This is a genomic window from Emticicia sp. GW821-FHT11C11, assembly GCF_058808615.1.
The window spans coordinates 173545-192870 of sequence record NZ_JBXARV010000003.1; the positions used below are offsets into that span (position 1 = coordinate 173545).

The following is a 19326-nucleotide window of genomic DNA, read 5'->3' on the forward strand; positions in this document are numbered from 1 at the left end:
CGTTTTTCTGTTGGTACAAAGAATACCTTATATAGTATTATATAGCAGAATCGAAGAAAATAAATATGAAGCATCCATTCTTATCTGTTCTTGTTTTAATGTGTATGGCCTCAGTACAAACCTGGAGTAAAAGCTTTTTGCAGCAGGATTCCACTTATAAACAGTATTTGAATTTATCTTACGGGCCTGCGGAAGGAAACAGCAACCTGCTTGACCTTTATTTGCCCGTTAACCATACACCTGCTACCAAATTGATAGTATATGTGCACGGCGGCTCCTGGAAATGGGGGAGCAAGAACGATTTCCCGAAAATACTGGTCAGCATGCTTACTTCTAAAGGCTATGGGGTTGTGTCACTTAATTATCGTTTGCTGAAAGAAAACAAAAACCGTTTTCCTGCGCAAATAGAGGATCTAAAGAATGCCTTTGCGTTTCTTACCGCCAAAGCTTCAACCTATGGCTATCATGGAAACGAATTTGCTTTGCTGGGCGTAAGTGCCGGAGCGCATCTATCCTTATTATACACATACACGTATGACAAAGGTAGGCAGATAAAAACCATTATTGACATTGTTGGCCCCACCGACCTGACCGACAGGGTATTCAGAAAAGGTGAGTCTGGTGGGAGTATCGTAACACAGTTTCTGGGAAATGCTGATCCGGATGCCCCTATTGCTGTAGAGGCCAGCCCGATTCGACATTTAAATAAAGATACGGGCGTACCGACTATTATTTTTCATGGAGAGAGCGATGAGCTGGTTCCTGTGCATCAGGCAAAAGCATTGCATAAGAAGTATCAGGAATTAGGATTACGTTCGCAATTGGAGCTGTACCCGAGTGAAACTCATGAAATGCGGAAGAGCCTGTTTGATATTTATGCTAAATTGACTATTTGGTTGCAGGAGGTTTTTCCGGCGAAATGATTTTGCTTAGTAATTTTCCCGGAGAAATGGTGAATAAATTCACCGCCTAATTAAACAAAGGAAATAAACTTTATTGTTATAAGCCGACTTAAGTCGGCTTTATACATACAAAATACCTTTATTTAAATAGCCACCGACTTAAGTCGGTGAATGTTGTTCCATCGCGGGTTTCATCTTTATATTACCATTACTTCTCCACCAACCGGTTATACTTCTTCATAATGGCTTTGAGCCTGTCGTGTGGGATACCGAAAAATTTATTACCGTTGATTCCTTCCATGTCTTCTGCGGCTACCAGTGCATTGATGATTGCTTCTTCCGTAGCCTCTACGGTTGCCTTAAATACAGGGTCTAAATGCCACTTCGGAATCACCTTCCACTGCTCTTCTGTATTTTCCTTATTATATATAGGCGAAGCCGTTGAAAATGCCAGGAAAATTTCGCCTGAGCCATGGTGAGAATAAGTGCCTGTGCGGGCAATACCATGGGTGATTCTCTTAGCCAGCAATTTCAACTGGCCGGACAATAGCGGTGCATCGGTAGCGATAATGGCAATGATGGAACCGTCTTTTCGTTTATCGCGGTTGATGATAGGAGCGAGGTCCTGTATTTCTTTACCTACCGGAACCCCGGCTATTGTAAGTTCGTTTCTCCGGCCGAAATTGGCCTGTACGAATACACCCAGTGTATATTGGGTTGAATCGATCATAAAAACTCTTGAAGCCGTACCGCTACCTCCTTTGAAACTATACAGTGCCATGCCTGTGCCTCCGCCAACATTGCCTTCAGCTACTTTTCCGGTTCGGGCATGGTTGAGGGCATCCCACACATGCTCTTTTTTTACATGAAACCCGTTGATGTCGTTCAGGGCGCCATCCCAGGTTTCGCCCACCACAGGTAAGCCGAAGGAATAGTCGACGAAATCCCCTTTCGAGAATTTTTTGAAGCACCACTCGCCAATGGCATCTTTCACAATGCCTACGCTGTTGGTGTTGGTAATGCCAATAGGGCCATAGCCCATGCCGAAGTCATCTATTGAAGGCAGGCCGGTTAATTCGCCGTCGCCATTTAATGAAAACCAGGCAGCAGGGTAGCTGGCATCAGTTTTGCCCTTCGGTAAAATGACCGTTACCCCGGTTCGCACGGGGCCTTTGCCTGTACGGAGTTCTCCTGTGCCCTTGATGAGCGTTTCATAGCCCACTTCCACACCCGACACATCGGTAATGGCATTATGCGGCCCTGTGTTGCCATCGAAAGGAATACCCAGTGCACGCGCACGGGGTTTCTGAGCCGAGAGAACGAGCGGTAGGAAGAAGACAAAAAGGAGAAGTTTTTTCATGCGGTGTATCGGAATATTGCCTAAAGATAAGAGAAATGTTTTGTTCAGGAAAAAACGCAAATTGAGGATATGGAATAGGTACAATTTTACTAAACTGTTATTAATTTCTGCTCCAATTTTAGCTTAAAGTTAATAAATAATAGGCTTGCGCTTTTTGAGGATTATTTTACGAAATATGCGAATATAGTGTACGAAAATCCTTGTACATTTATTTCATAATTACTCAGCCATATAATTTTAGAAAACTTTACGGAGTTTCAACTGCCAATTAAGGAATCTCTTTAGAATTAATCAACGTGTTTTTTTGCTCATTATAAAAATCCGGCACTAAGCGGCAATGGCAAAAATATGATTTCTTTAAATTGGCACTATTGTGAGAATATTTTGTACTTATTGACGACCTGATATAAGACCTTTTTTATTTAACCAATACCACCTATCCTTAACTTTTAGCTAACATTATGGAAGCACTTGATCGCATAATTATGAAAGTGGCCGAGGGAGACAGCAAGGCCTTTACAAAATTATATAATCACTACAAAGAACCCGGTATCCGATTTTCAATGGCCATTGTGAAAGACGAAGAAGAGGCTGAAAATATGTTGCATGAAGTTTTTATTAAGATATGGAATAGAAGAGAGCAGATTAATCCGGAGTTAAATTTTAACTCTTATATTTTTACCTGCCTCAGAAATCTGGCTTTTGATTATCTGAAAAAACTTGAACGGAACCAGTCGCTTCAGCATCAGTATCTGCAAATGATGGAAGATGACCATAGCAGGGATTCGGAAGCGGAAGAGGCAAAAATTGTTTTGCTTCGCAACGCCATGAACAGCCTGCCTGCTAAACGGAAAATGATTCTCAAACTGAATGTTGAAGACGGCAAATCATATCAGGAAATTGCCGAAATGATGCGTATCTCCAAAAATACGGTTAAAAACCAGCTTGTAAAGGCAAAGCAGTTTCTGCGTGGCAGCGTAGACATGACTTTAGCTCTCTGACAGTCTTCTCCAATTTTATAATTTAATAATTCAAACACAGTAGTACATTTAACCACTTGTAGAGTAATTCAGTAAAATTTAAAACAAATAAACTTGAGTTACAATTCTATCTTCACTTTAAAAACACATATTATGAAGTTAAACTTTACTCTCCGAAGCATGCTTAGGGGTTTGGTTTTTTATGGATTCCTGCTTGGAGTATGTGCTCCTACGGCTTGGGCGCAGACCCGGACGGTGACAGGTAAAGTAACCTCCAAAGAGGACGGTTCGGCCATGCCCGGTGTAAACATTGTATTAAAAGGTACACAGAAAGGAACAAGCTCTAATGCCAACGGTAATTACTCAATTGAAGTAAGCGGCAGCAATTCAGTGTTGGTTCTATCTTTTGTTGGTTATGAAGCTACCGAGGTTCAGGTAGGAAACAGAAGCACAGTAGATGTAGAACTGAATGTAAGTTCAGAAAGTCTGAAAGAGGTTGTTGTAACTGCCTTGGGTATCAAACGCGAAGAAAAATCATTAGGTTATTCGGTTGGTAAAGTAGACGGCAAAGATTTGAGCCGTATCTCTAACGAAAACATACTGAACGCCATGTCGGGCAAAGTGGCCGGTGTGGCTATCAACGCTACCGGTGGTACTGGTTCGTCGGTAAGTATGGTTATCAGAGGTGCCAAATCATTAAGTAACGACAACCAGCCGTTGTTTGTGATTGACGGTGTACCTATCATTAACACATTGAACAACGTAGGCCAGATTGGTGGTGATAACCGTGTTGACTACGGTAACGCCATTTCTGACTTAAACCCTGATAACGTTGAGAGCGTGTCAATCCTGAAAGGGCCAAGTGCTGCTGCACTTTACGGTTCAAGAGCGGGTAACGGGGTAGTGATCATCACTACTAAAAATGGTTCGAAAGCTAAGAAAATGACAGTTAACCTGACAACTAACACAGTTTTCGATCAACCATACAGATTCCTGGATATGCACTCTAAATATGCAACAGGTATTCTTCCTTTTACGCCTGACAACAATCCATACCCTGGTGGAGTATTGATGATTGACGAAGGATCAGCGGGTGGTGTAGGTCCGGAATTGGATAAAGGCTACAAAGCCATTCAATGGAACAGCCCGAGAGACGCCAGCGGTAAACAGATTCCGACTGAGTTGATCTCGCATCCAAACAACGTGAGAGATTTCGTACAGACTGGTATCACTACTACTAACGGTATCTCAATTGCTAACAGCAACGATTTCGTAAACTACCGTGTGGCTTACTCAAACATGGCTAACCGTGGTATTATTCCGGGTTCTGACCTGTTCAAAAACTCTTTAGCTATTGCTACTTCATTGAAACTAAGCAATAAACTAAGAGTTAGCACTAATATCGACTTAAGCCGCAATAACTCTAATAACCGTCCGGCAGGTGAAAGAGGCGCTAACCCACTACAATGGGCGTATGCAGTATCTCCACATATCGACATCAACGAACTGAAAGACTACTGGGTACCAGGTCAGGAAGGTTTGCAACAAAAAACTCAGTCGAAAGGAAACTACAACAACCCTTGGTTCTTAGCGCATGAAGTGAAAAATGCTTTCGAAAGAAACCGTTTGTTCGGAAACTTGAAAGCTGATTATCAAATCACTCCTGAGTTGAGCTTAATGGCGAGATACGCTGTAGATACATACGGTGAAAAACGCGAAACCAAAATTGGAAGCAGTTATACAGCAGAACCTCGTGGTGCTTATGGTGTAACAGCGTTCAACCGCTTTGAAAGCAACAGTGATTTCCTTGCTACTTATAACAAAAACCTGAAAGATATTACGTTAACAGTATCTGCCGGTGGTAACATTCGTAACACACGTTATTCTGACGTTGAAAACAAAAGTAGAAATGGTACCGGTTTGATTATCCCGGGTTTATTTACCTTGCAAAATATTGCTCCTGCTAACCTTGAGTACAGAAGCAGCATGTCTGAAAAATTGGTATACAGCCTTTACGGAACTGCCACAGTTGGTTACAAAGATCTTGTATTCTTAGATCTTACCGGCAGAAACGACTGGTCTAGTACACTTCCTGTAGAAAACCGTTCGTATTTCTATCCTGCGGCTTCGTTGAGCTTTTTGGCTAATGAGTTGTTTGCTACCTCATCACCAAATCTTAACATGTTGAAATTGAGAGCCGGTGTAGCTCAGGTAGGTAACGATACTAACCCTTACAGCTTGTTGAATACATTGGGAAGCAACGAAGCATGGAACGGACTTACTCGTTTGTCGAAATCAGGTACTATCTTATTGCCTGATTTGAAACCTGAGATATCTACTTCATACGACCTTGGTGTTGACCTGACCATGTTCAAAAACAAATTGAGAGTATCAGGTACTTACTACATGGTTGAAAACAGAAACCAGATTATCCCTACGAAACTACCTCCTTCAACAGGATATACTTCGAAGAACATTAACGCCGGGTTGCTTGTAAGTAAAGGTACTGAGATCACAGTTGGTGGTACTCCACTAGAGAAAAACGGCTGGAGATTGGATTTAACAGCTAACTTCTACAGAAACAGAACAACAATTAAAGAGTTGAGCCCGGGTCTTGATTTCTATACATTGTGGACAGACGCCAAAGGTGGTGCATGGACATACGTAGGCGAAACTATCGGTGATATCTATGACTCTGAACTTGTAACTGTAAAAGATCAGTCGTCACCGTATTTCGGTTATCCAATCCTTGACGATAACGGTTCATGGCAGTCGGTTAGTGCCAGCAATACACGTAACAAAATCGGTAACTTCAACCCTGATTTCATCTTAGGTTTACAAACTTCGTTGAGCTACAAAAATTTCAGCCTGAATATGACATTCGACTGGAGACAAGGTGGTGATTTCGTTTCTCAAACCTATCGTTACGGTGAGTCTGACCTTAAATCACAACGTTTCCTTGATAACCTGATCAATCCTAACGGTCTGACTGGTGAAGCACTTCGCAACTATCTGGTTAACAACGACCTGGTAAGAGTAGCAGGAAACAAATTCAACATTGTGGGTGGTCCTACGGCTGAATACGGTGGGTATCCGTTCGAATACGGCGGTAACACTTACATGTATGGTGTGTTCAACCCTGGTGTGATTGCACAATACAACGAGGCTGGTCAGATTACAGGTTACACCGAAAACCTTGGTGGCCCTGGTACTAAGATTATTCCTTATGGTGATAACTATCCTTGGGATTTCACAAGAGCGGCTTTGTTCGATGCCTCGTTCATTAAATTGAGAGAAGTATCACTAGGCTATGAACTGCCAAGCAACTTTGTAAAAAGACTGGGTATGCAAAGTGCCAACTTCTCGGTATACAGCCGTAACATCATGTTGTGGACAGCCGCTAAGATCGGTATCGATCCTGAAATGGCGTTCCAACCTCAGGCTGGTGCACAGGCAGGTACTCAATTCAAACAAGGTATAGAAAGATATAACGTAACACCATGGGTTATTCCGGTAGGCTTTAAGCTAGGTTTGACTTTCTAAAAAAATCTTAAACTCTGAAATCAATGAAAACCAGTTATAAAAAAATTATAGCATTAGTCTTTCTGTTTACGAGTTTCTTCTCTTGTGAAGACCTGACAGAAGTGAACAATAACCCGAACGGGGTACAGCCTGATCTGGTGAATCCGAACCTGGTGTTGCCGACAGTGTTAACAGAAGCGGCAAAAATATATGTGAACCTGGGCTACCAGGATATAGCAGGTGTGGTACAACATACACAAAAAGATGCGTGGTCGTCTGGTCATAATGATTATGATTGGACTAACCAGAGCTGGAGTGGTTATTATGACGTTTTGCGTAACAACCAGTTGGTGTATGACAGAGCCGTGGCACTTAATTTCGAGTTCCACCAGGGTGTAGCGCTTGTAATGAAATCATTCATGTTTGGTTTGATTACCGATTTGTGGGGCGATGCTCCTTATAGCAGTGCCTTGAAAGGTGAGTTAGGTAAAACAGAAGATATCCTGCCGTCATTCGACAGCCAGGAGGCTATTTATACCGGAATACTGGCTGATTTGGAGAAAGCTAACACTTTGTTGTCTAAATCTAAAGCTGAGTATTCGAGTATTGTAGATAACGTTGACGTTTATTACAACGGCGACCCTGCCAAATGGAGAAAAATGGCTAACTCGTTGGCACTACGTTATTACATGCGTATCTCTGGCAAAAAACCTGATGTTGCCAAAGCCGGTATTGAGAAAATCATAGGTAATGCAGCGCAGTATCCTATCATCACTGCCAATACTGACGATGCTACTATGGCTTTTGTTGGTACCAGTGAAGCTACTTCATGGCCAGCCAATACAACAGTTGATGCCAGTGGCAGTAACTACCGTCGTATTAAAATGGGTGGTACATTGGTTGAGTCTTTACAGTCTTTGAAAGATCCTCGTTTGGCGATCTGGGCAAACAAAGTAGAGATTCCGTTAGTAGTGGATGCTACTCTTCCTGCCGGAACAGATAAAATTGAAGGTGGTAAAAGATATTTGTCGCCTGATAAAGTAGGAGCAACGGTTGTGGATACAGACCCTGAGTATGTTGGTCTTCCAACCAGTTTCTCGGCATTGCCATCGGCTTACAACCTGAATCCAACTCCGGGCCAGACATCATTCAACCCGCACGTTTCGTTCCTGAACGATATCTACAAAGCTCCTTCGGGACCATTGTTGAAAGCCCGTTTGATTTCTGCAGCTGAGGTAAACTTTATTCTGGCAGAAGCTACTTTGAAAGGCTGGTCGGCAGGTGATGCAAAAGCACGTTACGAAGCAGGTGTGAGAGCATCTTTGGCTACCTGGGGTGTAAGTGGTACAGCCAATACTTATCTTGCTAATGCAGGTGTAGCTTATGAAGGTACTTTGAAACAAGTATTGGAGCAAAAATGGATTGCCAGCTGGACAGCTGCAACCGAAGCATGGTTCGATTTCAGAAGAACAGGTTTACCTGCGCTGAAAGCCGGCCCTGCTGCCAAACGTCAGGCATTGCCAGTTAGATTCTATTACATGCAGGACGAACTGAATATCAATAAAACGAATACTTCGGCCGCATTGGATAAATTGGAAGTAACTAATTTCTCACAAGCTGATGGTAAAAACAGCGCGTGGTCGAAACCATGGGTGATTCAAGGAACAGGAAAACCTTGGTAAGAATAAAATAGATTGTTTTGAAAAGAAGTAAATTAGGGGCGGTTTTAATGACCGCCTCTCATTTTAATTGACGAACCCAAACATCTTAGGTATGAATTTTATCAGAAAAAATATACTAACAGCTCTTGGTTTTTTTATTTGCAGTAGTAGTTTTTATACAGCTTTTTCTCAATCGCACAGCCATCCGCACGAACACGCCAGGTCATTGAATATGGACGTGAAAGTCCTGTTTCCATCAGCAACACCAGACCGCATCATACTAAATCTGACAGCAACGCCTGAAACCTCAATAGCAGTTAACTGGCGTACAGATACCACCATTACCAAAGGAGAAATTCAGATTGCCCCTGCCACAGACGGAACGCAGTTTTTGAAAAACGTGCGTACCATTGCTGCCACTTCTGAGTACCTCAAAACTAAGTATACAAATGAACCCGAAGTGAAGGCTTATTATCACTCGGGTGTGATAGATAATCTACAACCCGGCGGACTGTATGTGTATCGTGTAGGGAACGACAAACATTGGAGCGAATGGTTCCAGTTTCGTATGCCGGGCAATAAGCCTAACAGACCTATTTCATTTCTTTATTTCGGCGATGCACAGAACGATGTAAAATCGCTATGGTCAAGAGTAATCAGAGAGGCCTATAAAACTATGCCGGAGGTATCGTTTATGCTACATGCCGGAGACCTCATTAACCGCCATGACCATGATGTGGAATGGGGCGAGTGGTTTTATGCAGGCTCTTATATTCATGCCACGGTACCAAGTGTGATGACACCAGGTAACCATGAATACGGTAAAGGTAAACTGTCACCACAGTGGAGACCGCAATTTACATTACCGACCAACGGCCCGAAAGGATTGGAAGAGACCTGCTTTGAGGTGAATTATGCAGACCTGAAAGTTATCTCTTTGAACGCCGAAGAAATAGATGAGTCAGAGCATTTCGCTACGGCACAGGCCAAATGGCTTGACTCGGTACTGACCCATAACCCGCGTAAATGGACAGCCATTACGCTGCATTATCCGTTTTATTCAACCAAACCAAACCGTGATAATATTGAATTGCGCAAGCGGTTCAAACCAATCATCGACAAGCATAAGGTAGATATCGTGCTACAAGGCCATGACCACGCCTATGGACGTGGTATGGTGAGTAATTCAGTTAATGGGCAAGGTAATAAGAACCAGGCATCAGGAACCGTATATGTGGTGTCTGTATCGGGGCCGAAAATGTATGACATATCAAACGACCCCTGGATGAACCGTAAGGCCAGCAATACACAGTTGTTTCAATTACTGACTGTTGAGGGCAATTCCCTTTTGTATAAAGCCTTTACGGCTACCGGAGAACTGTATGACGCTTTTGAGCTGAAAAAACAGCCCGGCAAATCCAACCTGTTGGTGAATAAGATTCCGAAAACACCTGAGAAGAATTAATAGTAAGGAAGGGATAAGCCAAACGCTTGTCCCTTTTTTTGTTTCATGGAAAGCCCTGTTTCTCCTCATGCCTTGCTCAAAAAATGTTTTGTTGTCAATAGTCCATTCCTACTGCCGGATAGTATAACAAAAGATAAGTTATCAGGCTGTGAAATTTTGTAAACCAACCTGATACTTACTATTAAAAGCACGGAATACGTACTTAAATACCTATGATTGACATGAAGAAATACACCATCTGTTTAACCCTATTAACCTTTTGCTTTTTTAGTGTAACCGCAAGCTATGCTCAGACTCTGAAAGTTGGAGCGGCGCTGCGGGTTATTACACCTAATCCTCTGCTGCCCGTATCGGGCGGTATAGGTACACCTAAACCCAGCACTCAGAAAAAAGGAGAATTATATGCCCGAGCAATGGTTTTTGAGAAAGGAACCACACGCATTGCTATTGTGAATGTTGATAATCTGGGCTGGACTTCCATTCTGGGCAACAGATCGAGAGCATTGATAAAGGGTATACCTGCAGAAAACATCCTGATAGGCGCTACGCACACGCATAGCGGCCCTGATGCCTATGCTTTCCCTGATGCCAGCGGAAAAGCATCAGCTGATTTGAAATATCTTGACTGGTGCGTGCAGCAAATTGCAGATGCCGTGAACGAGGCCATCAGTAAACTGGAACCTGCCTCTCTGAAAATTGCCGTAGAAGAAGCCAAAGGTAAAATAGCTTATAACTATTATGCTCCGGCCTTATACGATCCACGCTGTGGAGTTATTCAGGCCATTGCAACTACAGGAAGCCGTCAGGGTAAGGCCATTGCTACTCTGGTGAACTATGCGGTGCATCCAGAGGTAATCGGTTCAGGCAGAGGTATCCTTAGTCCGGATTTGTGCGGCCCTCTGTATGACCGCATTGAAGCCAAAGCAGGCGGCATAGCCTTGTTTATGAATGGCGCACAAGGCGGCATGGTAACAGCCGATACACGTCTGGAGTATGGCAAAGAAGGCAACGGACAAAAAGAAGCCAATACCTGGGAAGAATGTATCAGAATAGGAGAACTACTGGCTGATGAAGCACTGCGCATTGTAGACAAAGCCGCTGTTCTTCCGAACCCTGATGTATATTGTGTAGCCCGTAAAATTGAGTTTCCGGTTGATTCAGAGATTATGCGTTTTATTCTGAAAAACTCTCCTTTGAAACATGACCTGAGCAAAGCGAATATAGTGAGTACGCAACTGAACCTGCTTAACATCGGCCCGGCGCAGATTCTGACTATTCCCGGCGAAGCATTGCCGAATATTGGTTATTATGTAAAACGTAATATGAATACCAAACTGCCGTTTTTGTTCGGGCTTACCAACGATGCCTTCGGCTACATGCTTACCAAAGTAGATTTTAACAGCTTTAAAAGATACGAGTACGTGAGCAGAACAAGTCTGGGTGAAATGACCGGCGAAATATATATTGAACAAGCATTGAAGCTTGTGAAAGACAGTCCGAAACCACAATAATGTTGATTATCTAAAAATTTATTAAAGAACTAAAAATCTCATCTATGAAAAGCACCTTCATAAAGCTCATTACCCTTTTTGCGATTACTGTTGTTACAACAGTCAGTGTTTTTGCTCAAACATCAATTACGCCTGAAACCGCACTGAAAAGCTATATTAACAATGGCGATAAAACCTTTAAATGGGAAGTAAAAGACTCATTGACTAAAGACAATGTGACGATGTATAACCTGGTGCTGACCTCACAAACCTGGAGAAAAATTACGTGGAGACACCAACTGACTATCTTTGTGCCTAAAGTTAAACAATATGACGGAGCCCTGTTGTTTATCACAGGCGGTTCAAATAAAGCCGAACAACCGAACTGGTCGAAAGACGATAAGTTGTGGCCTTCGCTGGCAGCTACGGCCGAAAAAACCAAAGCTATTGTTGCATTGATTAAGCAAGTACCTAATCAACCTTTATATGGTGACCTGACGGAAGACGCGCTTATCTCTTATACCTTGCATAATTTTAAGAGTGATAATGATTACAGCTGGCCGCTTTTGTTCCCGATGGTGAAATCGGCGGTTAAGGCGATGGATGCCGTGCAGGAATTTGCGAAGAAAAACAATAACTTTGCAGTAAACAGATTTGTGATTTCGGGGGCATCGAAACGCGGGTGGACCACCTGGTTATCGAGTGCTATTGATGATAAACGTGTAGTGGGTATCGGACCGATGGTAATTGATATGCTGAACATGCCTGCCACGCTCGACTACCAGTTTAAATCTTATGGTGAATACAGCATTCAGATTGAAGACTACACCAAGTTGGGTATACCGCAAAGCACCGATTCGAAAGAGGGCAAGGCTTTAACAACTATGATCGACCCGTATTCGTATCGTAAGAAACTGACGATTCCGAAAATTATATTCATTGGTACAAACGACGAGTACTGGACAGTCGATGCCATTAAGCATTACTACGACCAGATTCCGGGTAAAAATATGATTCATTATACGCCCAATGCCGGTCATGACCTGGGTGGTGGAAAACAGGCTTTTGAATCGCTGACGGCTTTCTTTGGGTTGACGCTGATGAACAAGGAGTATCCGGCTAATACCTGGACTACCGTAAACGGTAAAGATGGGGTAGAAGTTACTATCAATGCCCTACAGACCGATTTAGTGGGTGCCACCCTTTGGGGCACTACGTCGTCAGACCTTGATTTTCGTAATAACCTGTGGCTGAGCGATAATATCAAACTGGCCAAAGAATCGGCAGTAAAAGTAACACTGCCATATCCTAAGAAAGGATATGCAGCCTATTATGCAGATTTAAAATACAAAGACCCGAACGGCGGTACTTATACTGTAAGTACAAGAGTATTTCTGGTAGATGGAAATAAAGTATTGTAAATAGAGTGATAGCTGGATAGGGTGGTTAAAAGTGCCGGGCGTACCGATATGTTCTGATAACCACCCTATCCATAACAATTACAAGTAAAGGCGTACAACAATGTTAGCGTGACTATCATTATCATCAACCTGTCATAAGCATGGAGCGTTCTCGTCCAGAATATTTAATGGATAGATTACTCGGCAATAAGCTTTCCCGCGAAGAGCTGGAAGAACTATTGGCCGGTATTGGAGAGAACGAAATGTCTCCTGAATATTCAGTCATTCTTGAGCGTTTTTTTAATCAGCTTTTAGAAGAAACCCATCCGGCCAAAGGAACAAGCCCGGAACAAGACCCAAAAAATCCGTTATGAAATCGTTCATACCCCTGCTTTTTATCTCTCTTAGTACTTCTATTGTTACCACCTCTTTTGTTACAGATAATACAATCAGTGCAGTCCCTCAGTCGGGAGCTGATTCCTCAAAAATATTAAAAGAAAAGTATCAATTGCACTTATCGGCGCATCGGGGAAATTCTACCCTTGCTCCTGAAAATACACTGGCAACGTTCAAGGCGGTGCTGGCCATGGGGGTTGATTACATTGAAATAGATGTGAGAACCACCAAAGACGGACAACTGATGATTTTACACGATGGAACGCTGAACCGCACCACAGACGGTACAGGGCCAATGAAAAACTATACACTGGAAGAACTCAGGAAATTGTCTGCCGGGAAGGGTTATCAGGGGGCGTTTAAGGATGAGCGCATTCCTACGCTTCAGGAAACCCTTCAATTGTTGCAACAATGGAATAAGAAGCATAAACACCAGACGAATCTGTATGTTGATTGCAAAGATGTAGCGCCTGAGCCATTGGTAAAGGAGTTAAAGGCACATAAGCTCTTAAAAGATGCCGTTTTTTATGGTAATGATAATTTCCTGCTTTCACTCAAAAAAGTGTATCCTAAAGCCAGACTGATGCCTTCGCTGGATAAGCCGGAAGACATTGCGCGTAAAGTAGAACAACTACAACCCTATGCCTTTGATGTGCGCTGGACAGTGCTGAACGAGCCGCTGGTGGCAGACATACACAAGCATGGTGTAAAGGTTTTCTCTGATGTACTGGGCCTGCTCGATACGCCTGCCAATTACAAAAAGGCCACTACCATGGGAGTAGACCTTATCCAGACTGATTACGTAAGAAAAGTCTATAAAACCTTACTGGAAAGCAATTGATGGCCTTATTTCAAACTATCCAGCGCAAATAGAAATTCAGAAGAATTAACCAGCGTGTGCGCCAGTGTCGCGTAGAAAACATTGCGGGTTTTCAGATAGGTGTAACCATAAAACCAGCCTGCTATACTGGCTAAACCCACAAAAATAATGGAACCTGCATGAAAATGCACCAGACCAAAAAAGATACTCGTAATAGCCAGTGAGGTGTAAGTGCCCTGTGGTGTAGTATTTGTTCTTTCAATAAGATAGGCCGCTGCAAACAGCAGGGCAGTGATTAACAGAGGAAGCCAGAAGAGGCTTTTATTCATGAAATATCCTGTTACAAGGGCAAGTATTGCAAAAACAGCAAAACCCCATTGCCATGATTTTTGCCAGCCTTTCAGCTGTGCTATTTTCTGCGCCAGCATGTTTTGTATCAGACCTCTGAAAAACAATTCTTCGAACAAAGCCGTACCTATAAAAATCCGGATGAAGTTTCTTACACCTTTGGAAACGCTTGCTTCGGATATATCTCCCAGTCCCGAAAAACTGACAAAATTGCCGACGTAGCCTATTGCCAGCACAACACTTATAAACCCAAGCCAGCAGGCCAGCGCTATACCCAATGACCGGAGTTGAAAGGTTGGGTAAAAGCCGATGTCTTTAATACTTCTGACCACCCCGAAGGCATAGACTGCTATCAGCATGATAATAAGCTTATAAACCGAACTGAACCCATTACCGTGTATGGGCATGTTGGTGCTGTTTTTGAACGAAATAGAAACCGCCGGTATCAGCAACAAAAGCAGAAAGACGAAGTCAGACCACACAATGGCAGTTTTTTTGAAAGCCAGAAAACCCAGTACCGGAAACAAGGCAAAAAAAGGAAACAAGGCAGCCGAACCCTCAAAAGGAGAAGACCCATGAAACACGATATAAAAGTATAGCAAAGCTATGAGTAGAACCGGAAACAAGAGCGCCTTTTCGTTATCGTCGTTGATATCAGCCCTGATTTGTGCGGAAACCTCCGGCTTGCCTAAAGTGAACAGCAGGAGGTACAATATCAGAAAATAGATGCCCGCTATCAGTAATTCGTTCAGGGGCTGGTCTGAATTGAAGTACAGAAACAAGGCGAAAAGTATGCCTGTCGGGATGACCCCTGAACGAATTAGCTGCGCGTATTTTTTCATGGTTAACGGGCGGTTTCTTCCACTATTTCTTCACCGAATCTTTTGTGTGCACCTTTCAGTTCGTCGTGAGAGTTTTTGGCAACAAATGCCAGCAGGGCAATGATACCTGCAACTACTACCATGTTCACAGTCCATTTCCTGACATCAATACTACTATTACCAAATGCAGGTTGTGTTTTGCCAATCAGCAATAATATAACCACCAGATTGATGGCGTATAAGTACTGCTCAATGCGATAAGTACTGATAAAAGCGCCTGTGATGATATAGCTAAATACTATATATAAACCTAAATATACTACAAAAAAAGTATGTACTTCTTTATAATTATAGCTGACAGATTCAGGACGATTGCTGTAGTATTTATAAAAACTAAAGGCGGCCAGAAGCAGAACCAGTATCAGACCACTCCACTCGGTAATAGCAAACGGAGGAGTACCATCCAGAATTCCAATGCGGGTAAGGGTTTCGTAGATACGTTTGGTTTCGAAATTCTGTTGCCATACCGTAAACGGAATAATTAGTGCCAGCATCAGTAGCGGGAAAAACTGATTTGTTTTCTTTTGTTGTGGTTCTGATACCTCCCAGTTTGAGGTGAGGGTACCGTAAGTCATACCAAGCCCGCCAAAAAAGCCCAGCGAGTATTCCATCACATTCCAGAAATTGAATTTGATGCCCGATACGCCCCCCAACACCTGTAGAAAATTACCAAAGGCAAAACCAAAGCCTCCGCCCAGACCAGAGAACACGGCTACCCTGATGGCAGAAGTCTGCTGATGGCGTATCATAAACCAGGTGAGGGCAACAGCCATACCGAAGCAAGCAGCCCACAATTCTGAGCGGGGAGGGGTCATTAACCACTCAAACTCATAAATCATGAAAAAATAGAACAGGATAGCCCCCACAACCATTTCAACAATCAGATTTACCCATTTGACAGGATTTTTGGCTGTATTAGATAAGGCCAGCCCGAAGAGCCCTCCGCCTATGTATCCGTAAAGACCACCAATTACAAAAAGCATCGTCAGTCCGTAATAAGCATTCACAAAATCAGATGCACGTCCATAGCCTACTACTATGCCATAGCTCATAATTCCACCTATGCCCCAGCCGATTGCTCCGGCAAGTGTAGCGCTGAAAATCTTGCTGTACCAGTCGCCCCGTTTGGCAACCAGTAACAGGCTCAGGCAACCGATGCCACCCGCCCATGCTGCACCGTGTTCATGCCCGAATTGTCCGCGGATAGCCCAGGCCGTTCCGAGCGATAGGGCAACTACCAGCATGCTAAAATATAATTGTCTGTCTTTCATTTGTTTAGGTTAAGGTTGAAGGCCGGAAAGAGTTTTTTAACTATACGGTAGTGCGCTCTAAAAAGACTATTAAGCACCATATATTTTGCGTGGCAGTAGTACAAAACCTATTTTTACAAGTATAAAAAGAATAATAAATCAAGCACAAACAGATATGAATAAAAGATGGTGTTTACTTCTGGGCTTATTCGGTAGTGTATGGTTGGCAGGTTGTGGCCCTAAGGTAAAAGTGGAAGAAAGAACCCTGAATGAAAACTGGTCTATTGCCTCAACTAAAGAGACCGCAACAGATGCTAAAAGTATTTCAGAGCAGTTGATAAACCCAGATAAGTGGGTGAAAACTTCAGTGCCAACTACAGTATTGGGAGCATTGGTAGAAGCCGGTGTGTACAAAGACCCGTTTATGGGTAAGAATCTGGAGAGCATCCCCCGAGCACCTTTCGAAAACCCATGGTGGTTCAGAAATACATTTAATATCGATGACTTGGACGCCGCAGAAGAGCAACTGGCGCTGCATGTGGATGGGGTGAACTACCGGGCTAACTTCTGGCTGAATGGAGTACAGATAGCCTCGCAGGATACCTTGTTCGGGGCTTTCCGTCAATTTGAAATAGATATTACCAAAGCCGCCAAAGACGGTGAAAATACATTACTGGTTGAAGTATTCCCGCCCAAAGTAAGAGATTTCTACATGGGTTTTGTCGATTGGGCACCTACTCCGCCTGACCACTATATGGGTATTTACCGCGATATCAGGCTGAGACGCTCTGGTAAGGTATCAATGAACGCCACTTTTGTAGCACCTGACCTTGACCCCAGGGATTTATCGAAGGCTTCCCTGACGGTAAGCACCGAACTGACCAACCATAGTAATGAGTCTAGAACCGTTGAAGTAACCGGAACCATTGAGAACCTCACATTCAGAAAAAGTGTGAGCCTGGCACCGCAAGAGCGCAAGGAAGTAAAATTCAGTCCGGCAGATACAAAAGAACTGTTAATAAAGAACCCTAAACTCTGGTGGCCGAATGGGCTGGGGAATCCTGATTTATATACGCTGAATCTGGAAGTGAAAGAGCAGGGGAAATTATCAGACAAGCAATCGACCCGATTCGGTATCAGAAAGATTGAGACGTATCTGAACGATAAGAATGTAAGAGGTTATAAAGTAAACGGCCGTGAGGTATTGATTAAAAGTGCCGGATGGGTAGACGATTTGTTCTTAAGATACATGCCGGAAAAGGACGAAGCGCAGATTCGTTATGTGAAAGAAATGAATCTCAACTCCTTAAGATTTGAGGGAGTCTGGGGGAATAATCATCACATCTACGATTTATGTGATGAAAACGGTATTTTGCTGATGGTAGGCTGGAGCTGCCAGTGGGAATGGCCTGACTACCTCGGTATGGAACTTAAAATAAAACCGGGGGATGAAAACCTGCCGATTAATGAGGGGGTAGACCTGTATGCCGTAAAACTGACACCGGAAGAAGAAACGCTGTTATCGAACTACCTGCGAGACCAGGTGAAATGGTTGCGTAATCACCCGAGCATTTTTACCTGGGCTGGTGGCAGTGATGCCATGCCGAAACCTTCGCTTGAAAAACGCTACCACGAAACACTGCAACAATTTGACCCTACACGTCCGTTCCTGATTTCATCGGGTGATTTTACCAGTACGTTAACAGGTAAATCGGGTATGAAAATGAACGGCCCTTATGAGTATGTGCCACCGGTTTACTGGTTTGAAGACAAAAAACTGGGAGGGGCATTCGGTTTCAACAGTGAGACGGGTCCCGGGCCACAAGTGCCCCCGGTAAGCAGCATTAAAAAGATGATGTCAGAAGCTGATTTATGGCCACCTGACAATAAGGTGTGGAACTACCACTCAGGGCGTAAAGATTTCAGTACCTTGGGTGTGTACCTGAACGCCATGAACAAGCGATATGGCGCTCCTGCCAATCTGGACGAACTGGCGCTGAAAGCACAAATGATGAATTATGAAGCCATCAGGCCGATGTTTGAGGCATTTGTTATTAACCGGCCGGTAGCCACAGGCGTAGTGCAGTGGATGCTCAATTCGCCCTGGCCCGAGTTTTACTGGCAGTTGTATGATTACTACCTGATGCCTACCGGGGCCTATTATGGCACAAAGAAAGCTTCGCAACCGGTGAACATCATTTATGATTATCATAATCATGCGGTTCATTTGAGTAACGATTCGCGTGCGGCTTTGAAAAGTGCTACTGCCGAACTAAGACTGTTTAATAAAGATTCAAAGTTGATTTTTTCTAAAATTGAGCTGGTAATTATGGAAGAGAATTCTACTTTGCAGTGGTTAAACCTGCCGGAGCTATCTGGTAAAAATGAGGTGTATTTTCTGGATTTGAAACTGAAAGACAAGAAGGGTGAGGTAATAGCCGATAATTTCTACTGGCTGGCGTCGCAGAAAGACCAGCTCGACTGGTCGAAGTATTTCTGGTTCTACACCCCTCAGAAACAGTATGCCGATTTCAGCGCTTTGAATACCTTACCCAAAGTAGAACTAAAAGCTGAAAAAAGTTTGAAGGAACTGGAAAAAGGAGAATATGAACTCACACTGAAACTGACGAACACATCAGATAAGCTGGCCTTCTTTGTAGAAGCTGAGTTGACCGACGGCTCCAAAGGCACTGCTGTTACTCCGGTTTTCTGGTCAGATAACTATGTGTCTATTCCACCGAAAGAAAGCAAAACCATTACAGTGAAATACAACAAAAAAGACCTGAAAAGCGGTAGCCCCGGCATAAAATTACAGGGCTATAACTTATCTAAACCCATCACTCTATAAAAC

General features: G+C 43.3%; 13 protein-coding genes. 10 read left to right on the forward strand and 3 right to left on the reverse strand.

What is annotated here, in order from left to right; all coding sequences use genetic code 11:
• The first annotated feature begins 65 nt into the window (after positions 1 to 65).
• Complete coding sequence (locus tag AC1RRY_RS15910; protein ID WP_492822829.1) at positions 66 to 923, forward strand: alpha/beta hydrolase fold domain-containing protein; 858 nt, start codon at positions 66 to 68, stop codon at positions 921 to 923.
• Positions 924 to 1110: 187 nt separating this feature from the next.
• On the opposite strand, the gene AC1RRY_RS15915 is transcribed toward AC1RRY_RS15910, so the two are convergent.
• Complete coding sequence (locus AC1RRY_RS15915; RefSeq protein ID WP_492822827.1) at positions 1111 to 2262, reverse strand: DmpA family aminopeptidase; 1152 nt, start codon at positions 2260 to 2262, stop codon at positions 1111 to 1113.
• 461 nt (positions 2263 to 2723) lie between these two features.
• On the opposite strand from AC1RRY_RS15915, the gene AC1RRY_RS15920 reads away from it, so the two are divergent.
• The 8 genes from AC1RRY_RS15920 (at position 2724) to AC1RRY_RS15955 (ending at position 14017) form a co-directional block, all read left to right on the forward strand.
• Complete coding sequence (locus tag AC1RRY_RS15920; protein WP_492822825.1) at positions 2724 to 3263, forward strand: RNA polymerase sigma factor; 540 nt, start codon at positions 2724 to 2726, stop codon at positions 3261 to 3263.
• Between the two features lie 132 nt (positions 3264 to 3395).
• The gene (locus AC1RRY_RS15925; protein ID WP_492822823.1) at positions 3396 to 6785 is read left to right on the forward strand and encodes a SusC/RagA family TonB-linked outer membrane protein; all 3390 of its coding nucleotides are present in this window, start codon (positions 3396 to 3398) and stop codon (positions 6783 to 6785) included.
• Between the two features lie 23 nt (positions 6786 to 6808).
• A complete protein-coding gene (locus AC1RRY_RS15930; RefSeq protein ID WP_492822821.1) occupies positions 6809 to 8446 on the forward strand; it encodes a SusD/RagB family nutrient-binding outer membrane lipoprotein in 1638 nt (545 codons plus the stop codon).
• 91 nt (positions 8447 to 8537) lie between these two features.
• Positions 8538 to 9890: a purple acid phosphatase family protein gene (locus AC1RRY_RS15935; RefSeq protein ID WP_492822819.1), complete on the forward strand. Its 1353-nt coding sequence runs from the start codon at positions 8538 to 8540 to the stop codon at positions 9888 to 9890.
• 221 nt (positions 9891 to 10111) lie between these two features.
• Positions 10112 to 11401 carry a hypothetical protein gene (locus AC1RRY_RS15940; protein WP_492822817.1) on the forward strand — a complete coding sequence of 430 codons (1290 nt, stop codon included), beginning with the start codon at positions 10112 to 10114 and terminating at the stop codon, positions 11399 to 11401.
• Between the two features lie 44 nt (positions 11402 to 11445).
• A complete protein-coding gene (locus AC1RRY_RS15945; protein WP_492822815.1) occupies positions 11446 to 12801 on the forward strand; it encodes a PhoPQ-activated pathogenicity-related family protein in 1356 nt (451 codons plus the stop codon).
• Between the two features lie 140 nt (positions 12802 to 12941).
• Positions 12942 to 13154: a hypothetical protein gene (locus tag AC1RRY_RS15950; RefSeq protein ID WP_492822813.1), complete on the forward strand. Its 213-nt coding sequence runs from the start codon at positions 12942 to 12944 to the stop codon at positions 13152 to 13154.
• Positions 13151 to 14017 (forward strand): glycerophosphodiester phosphodiesterase, encoded by an 867-nt coding sequence (locus AC1RRY_RS15955; protein ID WP_492822811.1) that lies wholly within the window; start codon positions 13151 to 13153, stop codon positions 14015 to 14017. Before AC1RRY_RS15950 ends, AC1RRY_RS15955 begins: the two co-directional genes overlap by 4 nt.
• 5 nt (positions 14018 to 14022) lie before the next feature.
• Here the strand turns inward: AC1RRY_RS15955 and AC1RRY_RS15960 are convergent, their stop codons facing one another.
• Both AC1RRY_RS15960 and AC1RRY_RS15965 read right to left on the reverse strand, forming a co-directional pair.
• Positions 14023 to 15186 carry a CPBP family glutamic-type intramembrane protease gene (locus AC1RRY_RS15960; RefSeq protein ID WP_492822809.1) on the reverse strand — a complete coding sequence of 388 codons (1164 nt, stop codon included), beginning with the start codon at positions 15184 to 15186 and terminating at the stop codon, positions 14023 to 14025.
• A gap of 2 nt (positions 15187 to 15188) precedes the next feature.
• Positions 15189 to 16496: a hypothetical protein gene (locus AC1RRY_RS15965; RefSeq protein ID WP_492822807.1), complete on the reverse strand. Its 1308-nt coding sequence runs from the start codon at positions 16494 to 16496 to the stop codon at positions 15189 to 15191.
• 154 nt (positions 16497 to 16650) lie between these two features.
• On the opposite strand from AC1RRY_RS15965, the gene AC1RRY_RS15970 reads away from it, so the two are divergent.
• Positions 16651 to 19323: a glycoside hydrolase family 2 protein gene (locus AC1RRY_RS15970; RefSeq protein WP_492822805.1), complete on the forward strand. Its 2673-nt coding sequence runs from the start codon at positions 16651 to 16653 to the stop codon at positions 19321 to 19323.
• Positions 19324 to 19326 lie beyond the last annotated feature (3 nt).

Bases quoted from the DNA above. Each gene is read 5' to 3' on its own strand.
- AC1RRY_RS15910 (WP_492822829.1), top strand. From the start codon at position 66: ATGAAGCATCCATTCTTATCTGTTCTTGTTTTAATGTGTATGGCCTCA.
- AC1RRY_RS15915 (WP_492822827.1), bottom strand. From the start codon at position 2,262: ATGAAAAAACTTCTCCTTTTTGTCTTCTTCCTACCGCTCGTTCTCTCG.
- AC1RRY_RS15920 (WP_492822825.1), top strand. From the start codon at position 2,724: ATGGAAGCACTTGATCGCATAATTATGAAAGTGGCCGAGGGAGACAGC.
- AC1RRY_RS15925 (WP_492822823.1), top strand. From the start codon at position 3,396: ATGAAGTTAAACTTTACTCTCCGAAGCATGCTTAGGGGTTTGGTTTTT.
- AC1RRY_RS15930 (WP_492822821.1), top strand. From the start codon at position 6,809: ATGAAAACCAGTTATAAAAAAATTATAGCATTAGTCTTTCTGTTTACG.
- AC1RRY_RS15935 (WP_492822819.1), top strand. From the start codon at position 8,538: ATGAATTTTATCAGAAAAAATATACTAACAGCTCTTGGTTTTTTTATT.
- AC1RRY_RS15940 (WP_492822817.1), top strand. From the start codon at position 10,112: ATGAAGAAATACACCATCTGTTTAACCCTATTAACCTTTTGCTTTTTT.
- AC1RRY_RS15945 (WP_492822815.1), top strand. From the start codon at position 11,446: ATGAAAAGCACCTTCATAAAGCTCATTACCCTTTTTGCGATTACTGTT.
- AC1RRY_RS15950 (WP_492822813.1), top strand. From the start codon at position 12,942: ATGGAGCGTTCTCGTCCAGAATATTTAATGGATAGATTACTCGGCAAT.
- AC1RRY_RS15955 (WP_492822811.1), top strand. From the start codon at position 13,151: ATGAAATCGTTCATACCCCTGCTTTTTATCTCTCTTAGTACTTCTATT.
- AC1RRY_RS15960 (WP_492822809.1), bottom strand. From the start codon at position 15,186: ATGAAAAAATACGCGCAGCTAATTCGTTCAGGGGTCATCCCGACAGGC.
- AC1RRY_RS15965 (WP_492822807.1), bottom strand. From the start codon at position 16,496: ATGAAAGACAGACAATTATATTTTAGCATGCTGGTAGTTGCCCTATCG.
- AC1RRY_RS15970 (WP_492822805.1), top strand. From the start codon at position 16,651: ATGAATAAAAGATGGTGTTTACTTCTGGGCTTATTCGGTAGTGTATGG.